At 49.4% G+C, this 15391-nt stretch carries 14 protein-coding genes; 7 read left to right on the top strand and 7 right to left on the bottom strand.

All coding sequences use genetic code 11. The features are described from left to right. Positions 1-76 precede the first annotated feature (76 nt). The 5 genes from DZK30_RS02235 to lon all read right to left on the bottom strand — a co-directional run bounded on the left by DZK30_RS02235 (position 77) and on the right by lon (position 7538). Complete coding sequence (locus DZK30_RS02235) at positions 77-1396, bottom strand: sensor histidine kinase (RefSeq protein ID WP_118972450.1); 1320 nt, start codon at positions 1394-1396, stop codon at positions 77-79. After that, positions 1393-2076 carry a response regulator transcription factor gene (locus DZK30_RS02230; RefSeq protein ID WP_118972449.1) on the bottom strand — a complete coding sequence of 228 codons (684 nt, stop codon included), beginning with the start codon at positions 2074-2076 and terminating at the stop codon, positions 1393-1395. The genes DZK30_RS02235 and DZK30_RS02230 overlap by 4 nt, the downstream gene beginning before the upstream one ends. Before the next feature lie 45 nt (positions 2077-2121). Next, positions 2122-3315, bottom strand: coding sequence for a hypothetical protein (locus DZK30_RS02225; RefSeq protein WP_162902765.1), 1194 nt, complete (start codon positions 3313-3315; stop codon positions 2122-2124). Positions 3316-3765: 450 nt separating this feature from the next. Then, positions 3766-4932 carry an MFS transporter gene (locus DZK30_RS02220; RefSeq protein WP_118972447.1) on the bottom strand — a complete coding sequence of 389 codons (1167 nt, stop codon included), beginning with the start codon at positions 4930-4932 and terminating at the stop codon, positions 3766-3768. 191 nt (positions 4933-5123) lie between these two features. After that, positions 5124-7538, bottom strand: a complete 2415-nt coding sequence (lon, locus tag DZK30_RS02215; RefSeq protein WP_118973372.1) for an endopeptidase La — start codon at positions 7536-7538, stop codon at positions 5124-5126. A gap of 198 nt (positions 7539-7736) precedes the next feature. On the opposite strand from lon, the gene DZK30_RS02210 reads away from it, so the two are divergent. Further along, positions 7737-8432 (top strand): outer membrane beta-barrel protein, encoded by a 696-nt coding sequence (locus tag DZK30_RS02210; RefSeq protein ID WP_162902764.1) that lies wholly within the window; start codon positions 7737-7739, stop codon positions 8430-8432. Between the two features lie 464 nt (positions 8433-8896). Here DZK30_RS02210 and DZK30_RS02205 read toward each other — a convergent pair whose 3' ends face one another. Continuing rightward, positions 8897-9556: a DUF2461 domain-containing protein gene (locus DZK30_RS02205; RefSeq protein ID WP_118972445.1), complete on the bottom strand. Its 660-nt coding sequence runs from the start codon at positions 9554-9556 to the stop codon at positions 8897-8899. A 106-nt stretch (positions 9557-9662) separates the two neighbouring features. Here DZK30_RS02205 and DZK30_RS02200 point away from each other — a divergent pair, with 106 nt between their 5' ends. From DZK30_RS02200 to DZK30_RS02190, 3 genes are read left to right on the top strand one after another with little or no spacing between them, the layout of a single operon-like run. Continuing rightward, entirely contained in the window at positions 9663-10067 is a 405-nt protein-coding gene (locus DZK30_RS02200; RefSeq protein ID WP_162902763.1) for a DoxX family protein, read from the top strand. 23 nt (positions 10068-10090) lie between these two features. Then, a complete protein-coding gene (locus tag DZK30_RS02195; RefSeq protein WP_118972443.1) occupies positions 10091-10396 on the top strand; it encodes a DUF4286 family protein in 306 nt (101 codons plus the stop codon). Between the two features lie 14 nt (positions 10397-10410). Further along, a complete protein-coding gene (locus tag DZK30_RS02190; RefSeq protein ID WP_118972442.1) occupies positions 10411-11109 on the top strand; it encodes a YjjG family noncanonical pyrimidine nucleotidase in 699 nt (232 codons plus the stop codon). A 22-nt stretch (positions 11110-11131) separates the two neighbouring features. Here the strand turns inward: DZK30_RS02190 and DZK30_RS02185 are convergent, their stop codons facing one another. Then, complete coding sequence (locus DZK30_RS02185; RefSeq protein ID WP_118972441.1) at positions 11132-12295, bottom strand: glycosyltransferase; 1164 nt, start codon at positions 12293-12295, stop codon at positions 11132-11134. 23 nt (positions 12296-12318) lie between these two features. Here DZK30_RS02185 and DZK30_RS02180 point away from each other — a divergent pair, with 23 nt between their 5' ends. The 3 genes from DZK30_RS02180 (at position 12319) to DZK30_RS02170 (ending at position 15385) form a co-directional block, all read left to right on the top strand. Further along, complete coding sequence (locus DZK30_RS02180; protein ID WP_118972440.1) at positions 12319-13296, top strand: GDP-mannose 4,6-dehydratase; 978 nt, start codon at positions 12319-12321, stop codon at positions 13294-13296. A gap of 133 nt (positions 13297-13429) precedes the next feature. Beyond that, on the top strand, positions 13430-14230 hold the full coding sequence (locus DZK30_RS02175) for a LiaF transmembrane domain-containing protein (protein WP_118972439.1): 801 nt from the start codon (positions 13430-13432) through the stop codon (positions 14228-14230). 48 nt (positions 14231-14278) lie between these two features. Beyond that, positions 14279-15385: a sensor histidine kinase gene (locus DZK30_RS02170; protein WP_118972438.1), complete on the top strand. Its 1107-nt coding sequence runs from the start codon at positions 14279-14281 to the stop codon at positions 15383-15385. Positions 15386-15391: the final 6 nt, after the last annotated feature.

Raw genomic sequence — 15391 nt, 5'->3', positions numbered from 1 at the left:
GCTGGTTTCGAATGCAAAGAGACTGCAGCATTTTGAAGCAATTTTGAAGATGGGCTTCAGGAAAACAAAGCAATTGTTAAGCAGGTACCGATATCTGCTGTAAACGGGCAAACCGCTGGGCGGCGCTCGCCATTTTGCTATTCCTGTCAAAGCATACGCCGATCATATGCCAGCCATCGTTGTACTCGTAATTAATGGCAAAACGGTTTACTTCACATATCTGCTTCACGATGGCCAGGCCCAGGCCTATGCTATCGGCACTTTGATTGCTTTTCTTAAACCGCTGGAACAGCTCCTCCGTGGGGATTTCGGGAGGAAGGCCGGTATTACTGATCACCAGTCCTTTGGCGCTCAGCTCTACTTCAATACGGCCTCCGGGGATATTATGCCTTATAGCATTGCTGAGCAAATTGGTCATCAGCATTTCGGCGAGCGCCGGGTGGATCGTCAGCGGCACATCTTTATCAAGACTACGCGTAAGCGTCAGCTGCTTCATCTGAATCCAGTCTTCCAGGGAGGCGATCACCTGTTTGGTTACCGTGCAGAACTTAATGTCGTGAGAGGCCTCAAATTCCTGGTTCTCTAGCTTGGTGAGCAGTGTAAGAGAGCGGTTGATGCTTGACAGCTTCTCGATCGCATTCTGCATATCTTCGATCAACGCCGCCTGGGTGGCATCAATATTGGTTTCGGCCATCAGCTCGATCTTGCTGCGGATAACAGCCAGCGGTGTTTGCAGCTCATGAGAAGCATTTTCACTGAACTCTTTTACCGAGGCATAATCTTCGATGGCCTTATCTGTCATCTTTTGCAGGAACTTGTTCAGCTCATTAAACTCTTTAGTACTGGTTTCCGGTAGTACTATTTTTTCCTTTTGCTTCACACGAAAACCATTGATTGTCGCCATAGTCTGACGGAACGGGGACAATACAAAGCGCGAGATCACACGGGCCGTGACAATGGTACCAGCCACCAGCAGGATGACCTTCCAGATCACCGCGGTCATCATTCCTCTGAATATCTGTTCCGACTTGGTGACAAAATTATAGGAGGAAACTTTATAGTTTTCGCCATTGATCTCATAGAAAGAATTTACTGTAAGTAGGCATTCTTTCCGGTTCAATGCATTGTTGAATTCCTGCGTTTCGATGATCTGCACCGTTTGCCCGGGCAGTGTAGGAACCTTGGTTATGGCAATCGGATGACTTTGTGTATACTCCTGGCTGGCATGACCGGCCCGTAGCTTGGCAGCAACGTTATTGTTCATCTCGGCCAGCCGTTCTCCTTCCGCCTTATCCAGCTGCTTCTTGATGCTGCGGTAGGAAATGGACATGGTGACCGGAGTAAGGATCAACACGATCGCGACAAAAGACCAGGTAAACTTGTTGACCAGCTTCATACTTTCGATGAATTAAACTTATACCCCAGCCCGTATACAGTTTCAATATAGTCGGCGCCGTTGGCGGCATTGATCTTTTTGCGGAGGTTCTTTACGTGCTGGTATACGAAATCAAAGTTAGCCAAATTGTCGGTATAATCGCCCCAGAGATGCGCTGCTATGGACTGGCGCGACAGCACGCGGTTTTTATTGACCAGGAAATACAACAGCAGGTCAAATTCCTTCCGGGTAATATCCAGCAATATATTGTTGATATGGGCTTCCAGCGTGTCGGTATTCAGGTTGATCTCGTTAAAGCTGACCAGGTTGCTCCCTTCCAGCTTTTTCCTGCGGTAAATAGCCCTCAATCGGGCATGCAATTCCGGCAGGTGAAAGGGCTTTGTAACATAATCGTCTGCCCCACCTTCGAGGCCGTTAACTTTATCGTCCAGGGCATTTTTTGCCGAAATAATAAGGATACCACTGCTGATGTGCTCTTGCTGTATCCAGCGCAGCAATTCGAGCCCGTTGCCATCGGGCAGCATGATATCGAGCAGGAGGCAGTCGTAGCTGAACAGGCTTAGCTTTTCTTTCGCATCTTCAAATCCATAGGCAACCTCACAAATATACCCCTCCCCGGCCAGGTAGTCGTGTATACTGCTGGCCAGCTCCTTATTGTCTTCTACGGCTAATACTTTCATACGGGTGCAAACTACCGGCGAATTCTGTATCAATTTTGAAGTTCTCTATCCTACTTTATACATACGGGAGGCCGAGTTAATATAATCCAGGGGATCAAACGCTTTATCAAAGGTCTCCTTTAAGGTATTCAAACGGCTCTCCAGGTTGGTGATCCTTGCACCAATCTGGTCGTCGTTCCGGTACTTATCGAAAAGATCGGCATAGCGTACAATATGCTCGCTGATACGGAAAGTGAGCTGACCAAACCGGACCTTCAGCGATTGCACATCCATCATGCGATAATAAATATCGGCTTTCCAGTCCTTGGGATTGGCTGCCTTTGCCGCGGCAACATATTCACCGGCGCGTCGCCGCAACTCGGTCAGGTACTGGTAACGCTTCTCTGCATCGCTTTCCCTGGCAAACTGCTGGTCAAAATCACCTGCGCCGACCTTGACCACGGAAAGATCTCCGTTCAAGGCCTTTTGGTAGACCTGCTGCAGGCTTTGCAGCTCGGCCGTGATCAGCTTCCATTCCTGTTCTACAGCACCCTTGTCGTAAGCAAACTGGCTTACTTTCATGGTAAGGGTCATCATTTTTTCGCTTTGTTCCCGAAGGGCCTTGTTCTTTTTGCCAATAGAAGTGACATAGGTAGACATGCCTGCAAACAGCACCGAAGAAATAGGACCTACTACAGGTACGTATTGTGTGGTCGCGCCGGAAAACAGCAACAGATTGCTACTCATAGCCAGCGTCGACTCCTGGTTCTTATTCTTTTTGACATAATCGTGAAACCCTGCAAACCAGTCACGGAAACCCGGGTAATTCATGGGGTTGGCCGCTTCGTTGAGCTGGTTGTAGAATTCGCGGGTGGTATTGAACAATACCAGGGGTTTGATCTCCCGTTCCATCGAAGCCAGGTTTACCAATGCCGACTGAAAATTGGCCTGGTAAATATTCAGCTCATTCTCTTCGATCGCCTTTTGTTTGTCTTCCAGTGCCTGCACCCGCAGGAACAACTTATCGGCCTTCTCTCTGGCATCTTTGGTCTCATTAATGGAAAGGTCCAGAGCGCTTACGCGGGCATCAAGCTTGTGAATATTGGCATCCAGCACCTGGCTTCTCTGATCCAGGTTGCTGCGTATCTCTTCCAGTACCCGTTCTTTTAATTCTTTGTCATTGCCTGCTTCCTGGCTTTGCGCCCTTGCGGCTGTAGCCCCGGAGACGGCCAGGAGACTTATCAGGATAATTTTTTTCATAAACATATCATTCAAGGAACGGGCACTGTATAATAGCTGTCTGCAAGTTCCGGTCAAGATACGAAGGTAAAATCTGCATTTTTAACCAAGTAGGAATGAGTGTATAAATAGATTGAATTTAATGTTAATGATCCTGTAAAGCGACATCGTATTGCCCACCGCTAATGGGACGGCCTTTCCAAGGTCTATACGAAAAAGAGCTGCCGGAAATCCGGACAGCCCCTGCAAAAAACAACAACGATGTTCAGAATTATTTCAAACAGTTCTTATTTCTCCCTGCACCTTTTCCTGGCTGATCTCGATCATTCGTTGGCTTCGCCGCATTGATCAAAATCTGTAAGGTATATTATTACAGTACAAAAGTAAAGACATTATTATCATCAGAACCAATTTCAGACAGGCATTTAAATGCAATAGGTGCATCAGCCAAACTGATATACCGCAAAAACACTAACGCTTCAGCTTGTTCAGTCGCCGGGCCAGGAGCGTTGTGCCCAGGCCCAGCAAGGCAATAAATGCAAAAGCGACGCGAAGATCAGTAGCCTGTGACAAGAATCCAATTAGCGGCGGCCCCAGCAAAAAACCCAGGAAACCGATGGAAGAAACAAGCGCCAGTGCCAGTCCTGCCGGTATATTTTTAGACCGGCCAGCCACGCTATAGACGAGAGGTACTACGGAAGAAGTGCCGATACCAACCAGCAAAAACCCAATGGTAGCAGGTACCAGCTGCGGCCAGAGAACGGCCAGCAACATTCCTGCTACAATGGTGATCCCGCTGGCCTGCAGAATACGCTTAACACCATAGCGGGCAACCAGCGCGTCGGAGATAAACCTTCCGCCCGCCATCGTGAAGGTAAAAGCGATATAGCCTACCCTGCTCAGCGCTTTCGGCGTACGTACTATTTTTTCAAAATAAATACCGGTCCAGTCAAACATAGTGCCCTCACAGATCATGCAGGCAAAGGCGATAAGTCCCAGGGTAAGGATAAAAGCATCGGGGCGTACCAACCGCTTCTTAGCCGCTATAGCGCCTTCGGGGCCTGCATCGCGCGGCACCAGGTAGCGGCGGAATACCAGGGCCAACAGCCAGGCCAGCAGGCAGATCATGCTAAAATGCGGCCAGGGCTTTATATTAGCCGCGACCATTGCGGTGGCGGTAAGCCCACCCACAAAGCCCGCGAGACTCCACAAGCCATGAAACGAAGCCATAATGCTGCGCCGGTACAGGCGTTCGACCTGGACGCCTTGCGTATTAACCGAAATATTGCAAAGGTTACCGGTAATACCAAACAGGAACAGCGCTCCCGATAGCTGCCATACCTGGGCTGCCCAACCCAGCAGCACAAGCGCCAGGGGATACAGCAGCACACCAATGGTGAGCATGGCTTTGCTGCCGTTGCGGCTGACCAGGTAACCCGAGAGCATCATGGCCAACAGCTGCCCTGCCGGCATGGCAAACAGCACGCCACCCAGCGCAGCGTCGTTCAGCTGCAGGCGGGCCTGTATATCCGGTATCCGGCTGGCCCACGACGCGAACACAATACCTTGTATGAAATAAAAAACGCTGACAGCAATACGGTAATAGCGTTGGGTAGGTAAGGAGGCAGACTGGTTCATTTCGGCGACAAAATTACGGTTTGGAATGGTTCGCGGAACTGCGGCAACACCATACCCGTCATACCTGTAGAGACGTTGCATGCACCATACCCGTAGAGACGTTGCATGCAACGTCTCTACAAATACCGGGGGATTCACAAACGGCAACGGCCCGCCGGGGTGGCGGGCCGTTGCAAATGTTCAAAATATCATTATCGTTTCAGCAAGGCCTTTTCCAGCACCTCGCCCATTTCACTGACATAGGCAAATTTCATGCCTTTGATAAACTCCGGATTGATCTCTTCAACATCTCTGCGGTTTTGCTCGCACATCAATATCTCCTTAAGCCCGGCGCGTTTGGCCGCCAGCACTTTTTCCTTGATGCCGCCTACGGGCAACACCTGTCCCCTGAGCGTGATCTCGCCCGTCATAGCCAGGAAAGGCTTGACCTTACGGCCGGTGAAAGCCGAGGTCAGGGCGCTCAGCATCGTAACACCCGCGCTGGGCCCGTCTTTAGGTACGGCGCCTTCCGGTACGTGAATATGAATATTGGTCTCGTCAAAGCGGGCCATATCGATCTTCAGCGGTTCTGCATGCGCTTTAAGATAGGAGAGCGCTGTAGATGCAGATTCCTTCATCACATTGCCGAGGTTGCCGGTGAGGGTCAACCCGCCTTTGCCTTTGCTGAGACTCACCTCAATAAAGAGTATCTCTCCGCCCACATAGGTCCAGGCCAGGCCCACAGCTACCCCCGGAGGGTTGGCTTTCTGGTAAAGCTCATTGCTGTACTTCGGCTTACCCAGCGCTTTTTCTATAAGGGCCGCGTCGATATTGACCGCTTTTCTATCTTCCATGGCCACCTGCCTGGCGATTGAGCGCATAATCGCGGCCAGCTGGCGATCCAGCTCACGTACACCCGACTCCCGGCTATAATTCTTGATCACCTGCTGTATGATCGTAGGGGTATACTTAACATTGATCTGGTCCAGGCCATGTGCTTTCTTTTGCTTGGGCAGCAAGTGACGTTTGGCGATCTCCACTTTTTCTTCCACGCTATAACCGGAGAGCTGGATGATCTCCAGGCGGTCGCGCAGGGCCGGCTGAATATCGTTGAGGCTGTTGGCTGTGGCAATGAAGAGTACCTTGGACAGGTCATACTCCATTTCGAGGTAATTGTCGTAGAAGGTATGGTTCTGCTCCGGATCCAGTATCTCCAGCAAGGCCGAGCTCGGGTCTCCCCTGAAATCCTTTCCGATCTTATCGATCTCGTCGAGAATAAACACCGGGTTGGACGTCTTCACTTTGCGCAGCGACTGGATAATACGGCCGGGCATAGCGCCGATATAAGTTTTGCGATGTCCGCGCAGCTCGCTTTCATCATGCAGGCCGCCCAGGCTTAACCGCACATATTTCCGGTTCACAGCATTGGCTATGCTTTGTCCCAGCGAAGTTTTACCAATACCGGGAGGACCGACAAAACAGAGGATCGGCGATTTCATATCACCTTTCAGCTTCAGCACGGCCAGGTATTCCAGGATACGATCCTTGATCTTCTCCATGCTATAATGATCGGCATCCAGCACCTTCAGCGCTTTTTTCAGATCGTACTTATCTTCGGTATATTCGCCCCAGGGCAGGTCCAGCATCAGGTCGAGGTGATTGTACACCACCGAATAATCCGGGGAATTGGGATGCATGCGCTCCAGCTTACCCAGACCCTTTTTGAAGGTTTCTTTAGCCGCCTCGTTCCATTTCTTGCTTTCGGCGCGCTTTTGGAGGTCTTTGATCTCTCTTTCGTTGCCTTCACCACCCAGCTCTTCGTTAATGCTCTTCAGCTGCTGCTGCAGGAAGTATTCGCGCTGTTGCTTATCGATCTCGCCACGTGTTTTGGTCGTGATCTCGTTCTTCAGTTCCGCCATTTGAAGGTCGGCCTGCAGCAGCTCGATCAACCGGTGCGTACGCGCCTTGATGTCGTTTTGCTCCAATAATGCCTGTTTTTCGATCAATTTGGTTTCCAGGTTGGAAGCAATGAAATGCACGAGGAAAGAATAATTTTCGATATTCCGCAGCATCATCCCCGTTTCTACGGGGATATTGGGTGAAAGCGCAATGATCCTTTCAGCCATATCTTTTACCGAGGAGATCATGGCATCGAATTCCTTATCATCCTTTGGAAATTTATCGTCGAGGTAATTGACCTTCGCCCGCAGAAAAGGCGCTTCCTGGGTATATTCTTCGATCTCGAAACGCATGCGCCCCATGATGAATATCGTGGTATTGCCATCGGGCATTTTGATCTGCTTTACGATCTTGGCTATGGTGCCTACCCGGTGGATATCCTGGGTTTCCGGATCTTCATTGCCCTGGTCCTTTTGTGCCAAAACGCCGATCATACCGCCATTTTTGCTACCTTCTGCTATTGCTTTTACCGATTTATCGCGGGAAACCGTGATCGGGAGCACTACATTGGGGAAAAGAACCGTATTGCGCAGGGCAATAACCGGAATATCTGCTGGCAACTCACTTTTTTCCTGCTCCTCCATTTCCACCTCCCCTAATGGAACGATAGGCATAAATTCCATATCGTTCTCATTCATATTATTAAAAACAATTTCTCTAAAATTCATGTTGGTATAAGACATTTTGGCAACCGTTTTCCCTAAGGGGATCGGTTGATTGTGCATTATCATTATTCAATTAACATGCCAAAGATGTATTTCGGAAATATTAGCAGTCCTTCCAGCGGCCGTTCAAGACCTCCGGCATACAGGATTGATTTCCGGAAATCGCGGCCGTACCTTACTTTTGACGGTAAAACCAACCCTATGATTTGGAAATCTACCTATAAAATAACTTTATTATTCCTCCTCGCGCTTCCGCTGACCATGAGCGCGCAATCCAAAATGGGACGCCCTTCAAAAAAATATTATCTGAGCACCGGTATGGAGGGTTATATCCTGAGCACAACACTGACGCAACGGCAAAATGACGCTATCGGCCTGTCTACACCGCGTTTTACCGGCTTTGTCAACATCGGGGTCAATATCAATTACGATTTCAGCCCGCGTATGGGTTTATATACGGGCCTGAGCTTAAAAAATATCGGCTTTATTGAAAAATTCAACAATCCCGATTCAACGGTAAAGCGTCGTGTATATACCCTGGGCGTGCCATTGGGACTAAAGCTGGGCGATGTGAAATATGGCAGCTACCTGCTCCTGGGCGGAGGCGTAGATTTCCCATTCAATTACCGGGAAAAAGGGTTTGTGCGTCGTGGCGACAAAACCAAGTTCAACGAGTGGTTTAGCGACCGTACGCCTAAAGTCATGCCTTATATTTTTGTGGGAATGCACCTGAGGCCCCTGTTCAGCCTCAAACTGCAATACTACCCGCTCAACTTTATGAACAACAGCTATACGACATCCGTACAGGGACACGCCAGCCAGCCATACGAAATGTACGATGTAAAGCTGATCATGCTTACTGCCGGCATCGATATCCCTTTCCGGCCGAAAAGCTGAAGGGGATAAAACAGGATTAAGCGGAATTCCTGGAGAATTGATAAAAAAGTTAGTGACTGTCTGGACAAAGGAAAGAAAGTTTTGTAGGTCTATAAGTACTGATTAGCACGCTTTACTTTACCCATCTTTTTATTGGGTGTCGTTATCCTCCTCTTTTTTGCTCCGCCAAAAAAGAGGCAAAAAAGGCGGCAAAAAAACAATGCTCCGCTGTTTTTTTGTGGCCGGCGCACCCGGGCTTAAAAACAGGTATCAACTTTAATGCAGCATTGCCGGGCATAGGATCATAGATCAACGTTTAATCATTAACCAAATGGATTTTTTTCATCGCTCCTATTTTTGGTTGGTTTCCTGTATAGGGCTATCATAATTGAAGCGCTTGTCGAAGCATCGTTTTATAGTTGTCCTTTAAAGTAATGGAAAGCGCCGTCCCGGAATACCGGGACGGCGCTTTCCATTACCATTCATTATTGCGGCACTGCGCGGTTCAGGAAGTCGATAAAAGGCTGCATCGTTTTGAAGGCCTGCACGGTTTGCTTCACCAGGTTCTTATCCGATAGCTCTTTATCGCTTACGGGACGGCCTACGGTAAAGCTTTTGTGGCGCAGGTACTCAATAGCCGGGTTTGCCGGATCGTAACCCTGCGGGGCTTTTTTTAACTGCTCGCCATCTATTTTTGGATATAGCTTTTTGAAATCCTTCTGGTGAATGATCTGTTCAAAGGCAGCCAGGTCATAGTCAATCTCCTGCCGTATATTTTTCAGCATATCGGCGGGCGGCATCCAGGCGCCGCCGCCAATGAAGGCTGCACCGGGCTCCAGGTGAAAATAAAAGCCCGCATGCGGCGATTTTTTCCCGCCGACGGTGAAGTGTGCGCCAAAATTGGTCTTGTAAGGTGATTTATCTTCCGAAAACCGGATATCACGGTTAATGCGGAACATGCATTGCTTGGCCGGGATATCCCGGAAAAGCGGCTCAAAGGCACTGATCCCTTCCAGTATTGCCGTAACAAAAAGCTCAAAATCGCCTTTGGCGGTCTCATATTCCTTACGATGGCCATCCATCCATTCTTTATTGTTATGCTGTTTCAGCTGCTTCAGAAATTGAAACGTGGGTTGTGTGATCATGTCCGGTTTTGTACAAATGATTGTGCCCAAAAGTAATATTTTTGTTCCGGCGCAAAAAGCCGGGCGTGATATTTACTATATCTTTCCTTTCCAAAACGACAGACATTTGAAAAAACTATTTTACCACAGCTATTCACCATCGGCCTTCAATTTGGGCACGCTGGTGTTGCGCCTTGTTGCCGGCAGCCTCATGATCACACACGGCTGGGACAAACTTTCTCATTTTGCCAGCTATAAGCAGCAATTCATTTCTTTTATGGGATTGAGCCCTTCCGTTTCGCTGGGCTTAGCTACCTTTGCAGAGTTCTTTTGCTCTGCTTTGCTTATCCTGGGCCTTTTTACCCGGCTGGCAACCATTCCCCTGCTGGTAACCATTTTTATGATCCTCAAGGTCAACAGCTGGGATGTAATGAAGCATGAGGTGGTACCTGCGCTAGGCGCCATTTACTTGGCGCTGCTGCTCTTTGGCCCGGGAAAATACAGCCTGGATGCACGCATCAGCAAGAAATAAACATAAACTCGTATCACAAACAGATGATTATATATAATGTGACCGCAAAGGTCGACCCGGGTATTGCCGACAAATGGATGCACTGGCTCAAGGAAGAGCACTTGGGCGAAATGATGCGTACCGGGCTATTCAGCGATTACCGCCTGTGCCGCCTGATGGAGCAGGACGAAAGCGAAGGCGTTACCTTTGTGATCCAGTACCACTGCGACAGTATAGAGCATTACCAGACTTATGTGCACGAGCATGCGCCTCATATGCGCAAAAAGACCCAGGAAAAATTCGGCAATCATTTTGCTGCTTTCCGCACAGTAATGGAAGTGATCAATTAGATTTCAGGGAAGATATGCCTCAATACAAACATTTATTTTTTGACCTCGACCATACCCTTTGGGATTTTGAACGCAATTCGGGGGCCACATTGGCACAACTGTACACAGAGTTCAAGCTGGAACAACGCGGGATCACTGCATTCGAGGATTTCAGGGTCACTTATGAACGGCACAATGAAAAATTCTGGGAACGGTTCCGTAAAGGACATATTCATCGCGACGAGCTACGCTGGAAAAGGATGTGGCATACCCTGCTCGATTTTAAGATCGCCGACAACAACCTCGCCCATCGTCTGAGCGCGGTGTACCTGGAACGGCTGCCCTCCCAGGGCAAGCTCATGCCTTTTGCCCTTGAAATACTCGATTATTGCGTGGCCGGGAATTATCAGCTGCACATGATCACAAACGGGTTTGAAGTGACCCAATGGGAGAAGATGCGTACCTCCGGCATTGATCATTATTTCAACAAGGTGATCACCTCCGAAAGCAGCAACAGCATGAAACCCATGCCCACCATATTTGCCTATGCGGTTGAAGCCGCCGGCGCCTCTGTTGCCGAAAGCCTGATGATCGGCGACGCCCTTGAGGCCGATATCCTGGGAGCGCAGGGATATGGCATGGACCAGGTTTACTACAACCCCGGCAAGCACGCACATGAGGAAAAGCCGACTTACGAGATCGATTGCCTGAGCCGGCTGAAAGATATCCTATAACGTATTCGACCTACACGATGGTTCATAGGGGGGCTGATACATAACTGATAGCCTCCCCGAATACAGTATCAATCTGTTCAAACAGATCGCCCTCGCTTCTGTAGGCTTCAATATGCCGGGCAAAAGGAATGCCGTCTTTTTGATCAAGGTATTGCTGAATGCTGTCTTCGATACTGCCTACATCGGCTGCAGTGGCTACAAAGCCGGTCTTCCCGGGATTGACCAGGGCGCCCAGTTCTCCTACCGGCGTTACGACCACCGGCTTGCCAAAACCATAAGCCATACTGAGGATACCGCTTTGTGTTGCCGAGCGATAAGGCAGCACCACGCAATCTGAAGCAGTAAAATACCGGTCCACTTCTTCATTGGGTACGTAGCGGTTTTCCATATGTACCTGCGCCCCGATACCCAACTGCTGCACCTGGTCGAAGTAAGGCTTATCGTCCTCATAGAATTCTCCCACGACAAGCAGCTTCAGGTTGGGATTACGCTTCAGCAGGCTGGCAAAGGCTTCCAGCAGCAGGTCTAATCCTTTATATTTTCGTACCAATCCGAAGAAAAGCAACACTGTATCGTTGTCGCTAAAGCCGAATTGCGCCCGGAGCGAGGGATCCGGCAGGGTTTCCTCTGCCTTGTAGAAATCGTAAATGGGCAGCGCCGACCGGAAGACCTTTTTGCCAAACATCTCCGTCAGGAACGTTTCGACGGACCGGGAGAGCGCCAGAAAACAACGGGCATACTTAAGGCCATAACGCGTCAACATTTTATCGACTTTGTTTGCTTCATGGGAGATTACATTCTCGGTAATGAACATTACCCGCTGCCGTAAGCGCCGATCCAGGCCTGCAGTAATACCACGCATACAGGGCCCGAAAAAAGGATGCCACCAGTCGATCGCGATCAGGTCGGGCTGCTGGCGGTTGAGATAACGGGCCACTTTTACCCAGTTGAACGGGTTGAGGCTGTGTACCATTCTTTTATTGGGAAAAGAAAGTTTTTTGTCGCTGCTGGTATCGTATTGCGTCTTGCCGGGAAAGAGAAAGCCCGGGTAAAGCATCTTAAAATTGACCAGCTCCACTTCAAAGTTCTGCGTCAGCTTGTTACATAAATGCGCCAGGAAAATGGATTGCCCGTTCCGATAGGGGTTTCCTGGCCCTATTATGATTATTTTTGCTTTCTTTGCCATCTATTTTAAGAAACTGCAAAACTATGAATAATCTGGAAGACGCTCCTATACTAATTACCGGGGGCTGTGGCATGGTAGGTTCGCATCTCGCAGATTATTATGCGGGCCGTGGACAACGTGCGGTTGCTACCTATTATACACATCCTACCATACGGTTAGAAGAGGTGCTGGACAAGGCCAATTACATTCCCTGCGATATACGCGACAGTAAGAAAGTTGCGGAGATCATCGCGCAGTATAAACCCCGGATCATTTATCACCTGGCGGCGCAAAGCTACCCTACTGTATCGTGGGAAAAGCCGGCTGAAACAATGGATATCAATGCCAATGGGACGATTAACGTGTTTGAGGCGGTCAAAACGCTCAGAAAAGAAGATCCCGGTTATGATCCCGTGGTGCTGATCGCCTGCTCCAGCGCCGAATACGGCGCCAGCCTGAAACCCGGAAATGTTCCGGTAACGGAAGATACAGCGCTGCTACCCCTGCACCCTTATGGCGTGAGCAAGGTGACCCAGGACCTGCTGGGCTTCCAGTATTTTGCCAATAACAATATACGGAGCATCAGGGTAAGAATCTTCAACACCACCGGGCCGCGCAAGACCAACGACGTCGCCTCGGATTTTACAAAAAGGGCCGTATTGTTTGAAAAAGGAGAGATAGACGTTCTAACTACCGGCACACTGACTACAGAACGGGCCATTACCGATGTGCGGGACCTCGTGGAAGCCCTGGTATTATTGTCAGAAAAAGGGCGGGCGGGTGAAGTGTATAATGTGTGTGGCAACAAAAGCTACCGGATATCGGAACTGCTATCTATGGTCGAAACCATTATCGGTCGCAGCCTGCCCCACAGGGAAGACCCTTCCCTGGTGCGTAGCAGCGACGAACCGGTGATCTACGGTTCTTCACACAGGCTGATACAGGCAACGGGATGGCAGCAGCGCATTCCGCTGGAGCAGACCCTGTCGGACATGATCGCTTACTGGCGCGGCATTTTGTAAGGTTCCGGCGGTTGGAACAGCCCCTTGCGGTGCCGAAACATCCGTTTACCGAAATTTTGCCCCCGTTTATCGAAACAGTGTTTCATACACGTAGAAGTGCATATACTTTTGTGGTATATTAATTGATTTAAAAATGGAAAACGAAGCGACAAAGCCTTACACCCGTAAGCGCCCTGAGCCTAATCATAAACTGGGGGGATTGGTCTTGATTGTGATTGGTGTACTATTTCTGCTTAACCGCATCCCGCAAACAGCAGGCCTCTTTCCTCACTGGTTCTTTACCTGGCCTATGATCCTGATTGCTATAGGCATCTTTACAGGTGTCAAAAACGGCTTCCGCCACATGTCATGGCTTATTCTCGTGCTTATAGGTTGCTATTTCATGCTTTACGAAAATAATTTAATTGCGCTCAACCTGCGTCCTTATGTTTTGCCGGCCGGCCTCATCTTATTGGGTATACTGGTGCTGATAAAGCGGAACCGCTTTCACAAGCATTACGATCGCTGTCACGGCCGCCGTCACCCGCGCGGACGCTTCGGCGGCAGGCATTGGGAACCGGTAGCCGGCGATGACGACCAGACCAACGATATTTCAGACGATGTTATCAGTGTCAGCTCAACTTTTGGCAATATGGAGCGTAATGTTTTTTCCAAGAATTTCAGGGGTGGTAACATCTCCAGTGTATTTGGCGGCTGTCAGGTCAATTTTACCCAGGCCGATTTCCAGGGTACCGCAGTAGTAGATGTATCGGTGATGTTCGGTGGTGTGGATATCGTTATTCCCGCCAATTGGAACCTGAAAAATGAATTATCAGTAGTGTTTGGTGGGATCGAAGACCGCCGGATGATGTCGAGCACCGCTCATGAATCGGGCAAGACCCTGATCCTGAAAGGCAATGTCATGTTTGGCGGCGTGGAGATCAAGAGCTTTTAAGCTTCAGTAACCTACCCCGTACTGACCATATTTTCAAAATAAACAGGAATGCCTTCATACTTCAACACCTTAAACGTAAAGCTGAGCGCGGCCATTATTTTGCTCACCATCAGCACGGCCCAGTTCTATTGGCTTTGCGCTTTCAAGGGATTTCCTGTCGACATCGCCCTCGCCGATGCTTTGGGTAGCAACCTGCTGTTGTATGGCATCTTTCTCTTTCTTGAATACGGTTTCAGTCATTATGTGCCGCCCATCGCCCGCTATGGGATCATCGCGGCCCAAAGCTTTGGTTTCTGTATTGCCTGGCTTCTTCTTTGCCAATGGACGCTCAAAAACTCTTTTGACAATAAAGCCTATACGGTGTTCTGGAACGACACCTTCTATATCCGCGGTCTCATTGGCTGGATACTGCTATGCGATTATAACCTGATCAACTACTTTGTCCGGCATTTGTCCAACCAGGATTCGCTTAGCGAGCAGGAACAGCACAGCCTGCAGTTGCGCAAGGAAGCAGAGCTGTTCAAGCTGCGTCAGCAATTGCATCCGCATTTTCTCTTCAACAGCCTCAATTCTATTAATGCCCTGATAGGGAAAGAGCCCAAACATGCGCGGACCATGGTACAGCAGCTATCGGAATTCCTGAGGCATACCCTTAAAAAAGAAGACAATGATCTTATTACCATCCAGGAAGAGCTGGAGGACCTCAGGATCTACTTAAGTATAGAGCAGGTACGTTTTGGCCACCGGCTTACCATTGAGGAACATATACACACCGATTGCATGGAAGCCCGCATACCCCCTTTCCTGCTACAACCTCTTGTCGAAAATGCGATCAAATATGGTTTGTATGGGACTACGGGCCCCGTGACTATATATATAAAGGGTACGCTGACCCAGGACCAGTTCCTGTTCAGCATTGTCAACCCCTACGATCCCGATGCAGTGACGACCAAAGGGACGGGCTTCGGCCTGGAATCGGTGCGGCGCAGGCTGTACCTGCTCTTCGCCCGCAACGATCTGCTTGTGGTTCAGAGTCAGCCTCCGGAGCCGGACAGCGATCCGGAGCATGCGCATCATCACTTTACGGCAACCATCAGCATACCGGTGACCCTACCCGGGAACGAGCAACAACCTGTAACACCTACCAATAACTGAAACGCT

The organism is Taibaiella koreensis (assembly GCF_003545715.1).
GTDB lineage: Bacteria > Bacteroidota > Bacteroidia > Chitinophagales > Chitinophagaceae > Taibaiella > Taibaiella koreensis.
This window is presented reverse-complemented; position numbering and strand designations above follow the sequence as displayed.

Coding starts and splice junctions, on each gene's coding strand:
- DZK30_RS02235 (WP_118972450.1), bottom strand. CDS start 1,396: ATGAAGCTGGTCAACAAGTTTACCTGGTCTTTTGTCGCGATCGTGTTG.
- DZK30_RS02230 (WP_118972449.1), bottom strand. CDS start 2,076: ATGAAAGTATTAGCCGTAGAAGACAATAAGGAGCTGGCCAGCAGTATA.
- DZK30_RS02225 (WP_162902765.1), bottom strand. CDS start 3,315: ATGAAAAAAATTATCCTGATAAGTCTCCTGGCCGTCTCCGGGGCTACA.
- DZK30_RS02220 (WP_118972447.1), bottom strand. CDS start 4,932: ATGAACCAGTCTGCCTCCTTACCTACCCAACGCTATTACCGTATTGCT.
- lon (WP_118973372.1), bottom strand. CDS start 7,538: ATGAATTTTAGAGAAATTGTTTTTAATAATATGAATGAGAACGATATG.
- DZK30_RS02210 (WP_162902764.1), top strand. CDS start 7,737: ATGATTTGGAAATCTACCTATAAAATAACTTTATTATTCCTCCTCGCG.
- DZK30_RS02205 (WP_118972445.1), bottom strand. CDS start 9,556: ATGATCACACAACCCACGTTTCAATTTCTGAAGCAGCTGAAACAGCAT.
- DZK30_RS02195 (WP_118972443.1), top strand. CDS start 10,091: ATGATTATATATAATGTGACCGCAAAGGTCGACCCGGGTATTGCCGAC.
- DZK30_RS02190 (WP_118972442.1), top strand. CDS start 10,411: ATGCCTCAATACAAACATTTATTTTTTGACCTCGACCATACCCTTTGG.
- DZK30_RS02185 (WP_118972441.1), bottom strand. CDS start 12,295: ATGGCAAAGAAAGCAAAAATAATCATAATAGGGCCAGGAAACCCCTAT.
- DZK30_RS02180 (WP_118972440.1), top strand. CDS start 12,319: ATGAATAATCTGGAAGACGCTCCTATACTAATTACCGGGGGCTGTGGC.
- DZK30_RS02175 (WP_118972439.1), top strand. CDS start 13,430: ATGGAAAACGAAGCGACAAAGCCTTACACCCGTAAGCGCCCTGAGCCT.
- DZK30_RS02170 (WP_118972438.1), top strand. CDS start 14,279: ATGCCTTCATACTTCAACACCTTAAACGTAAAGCTGAGCGCGGCCATT.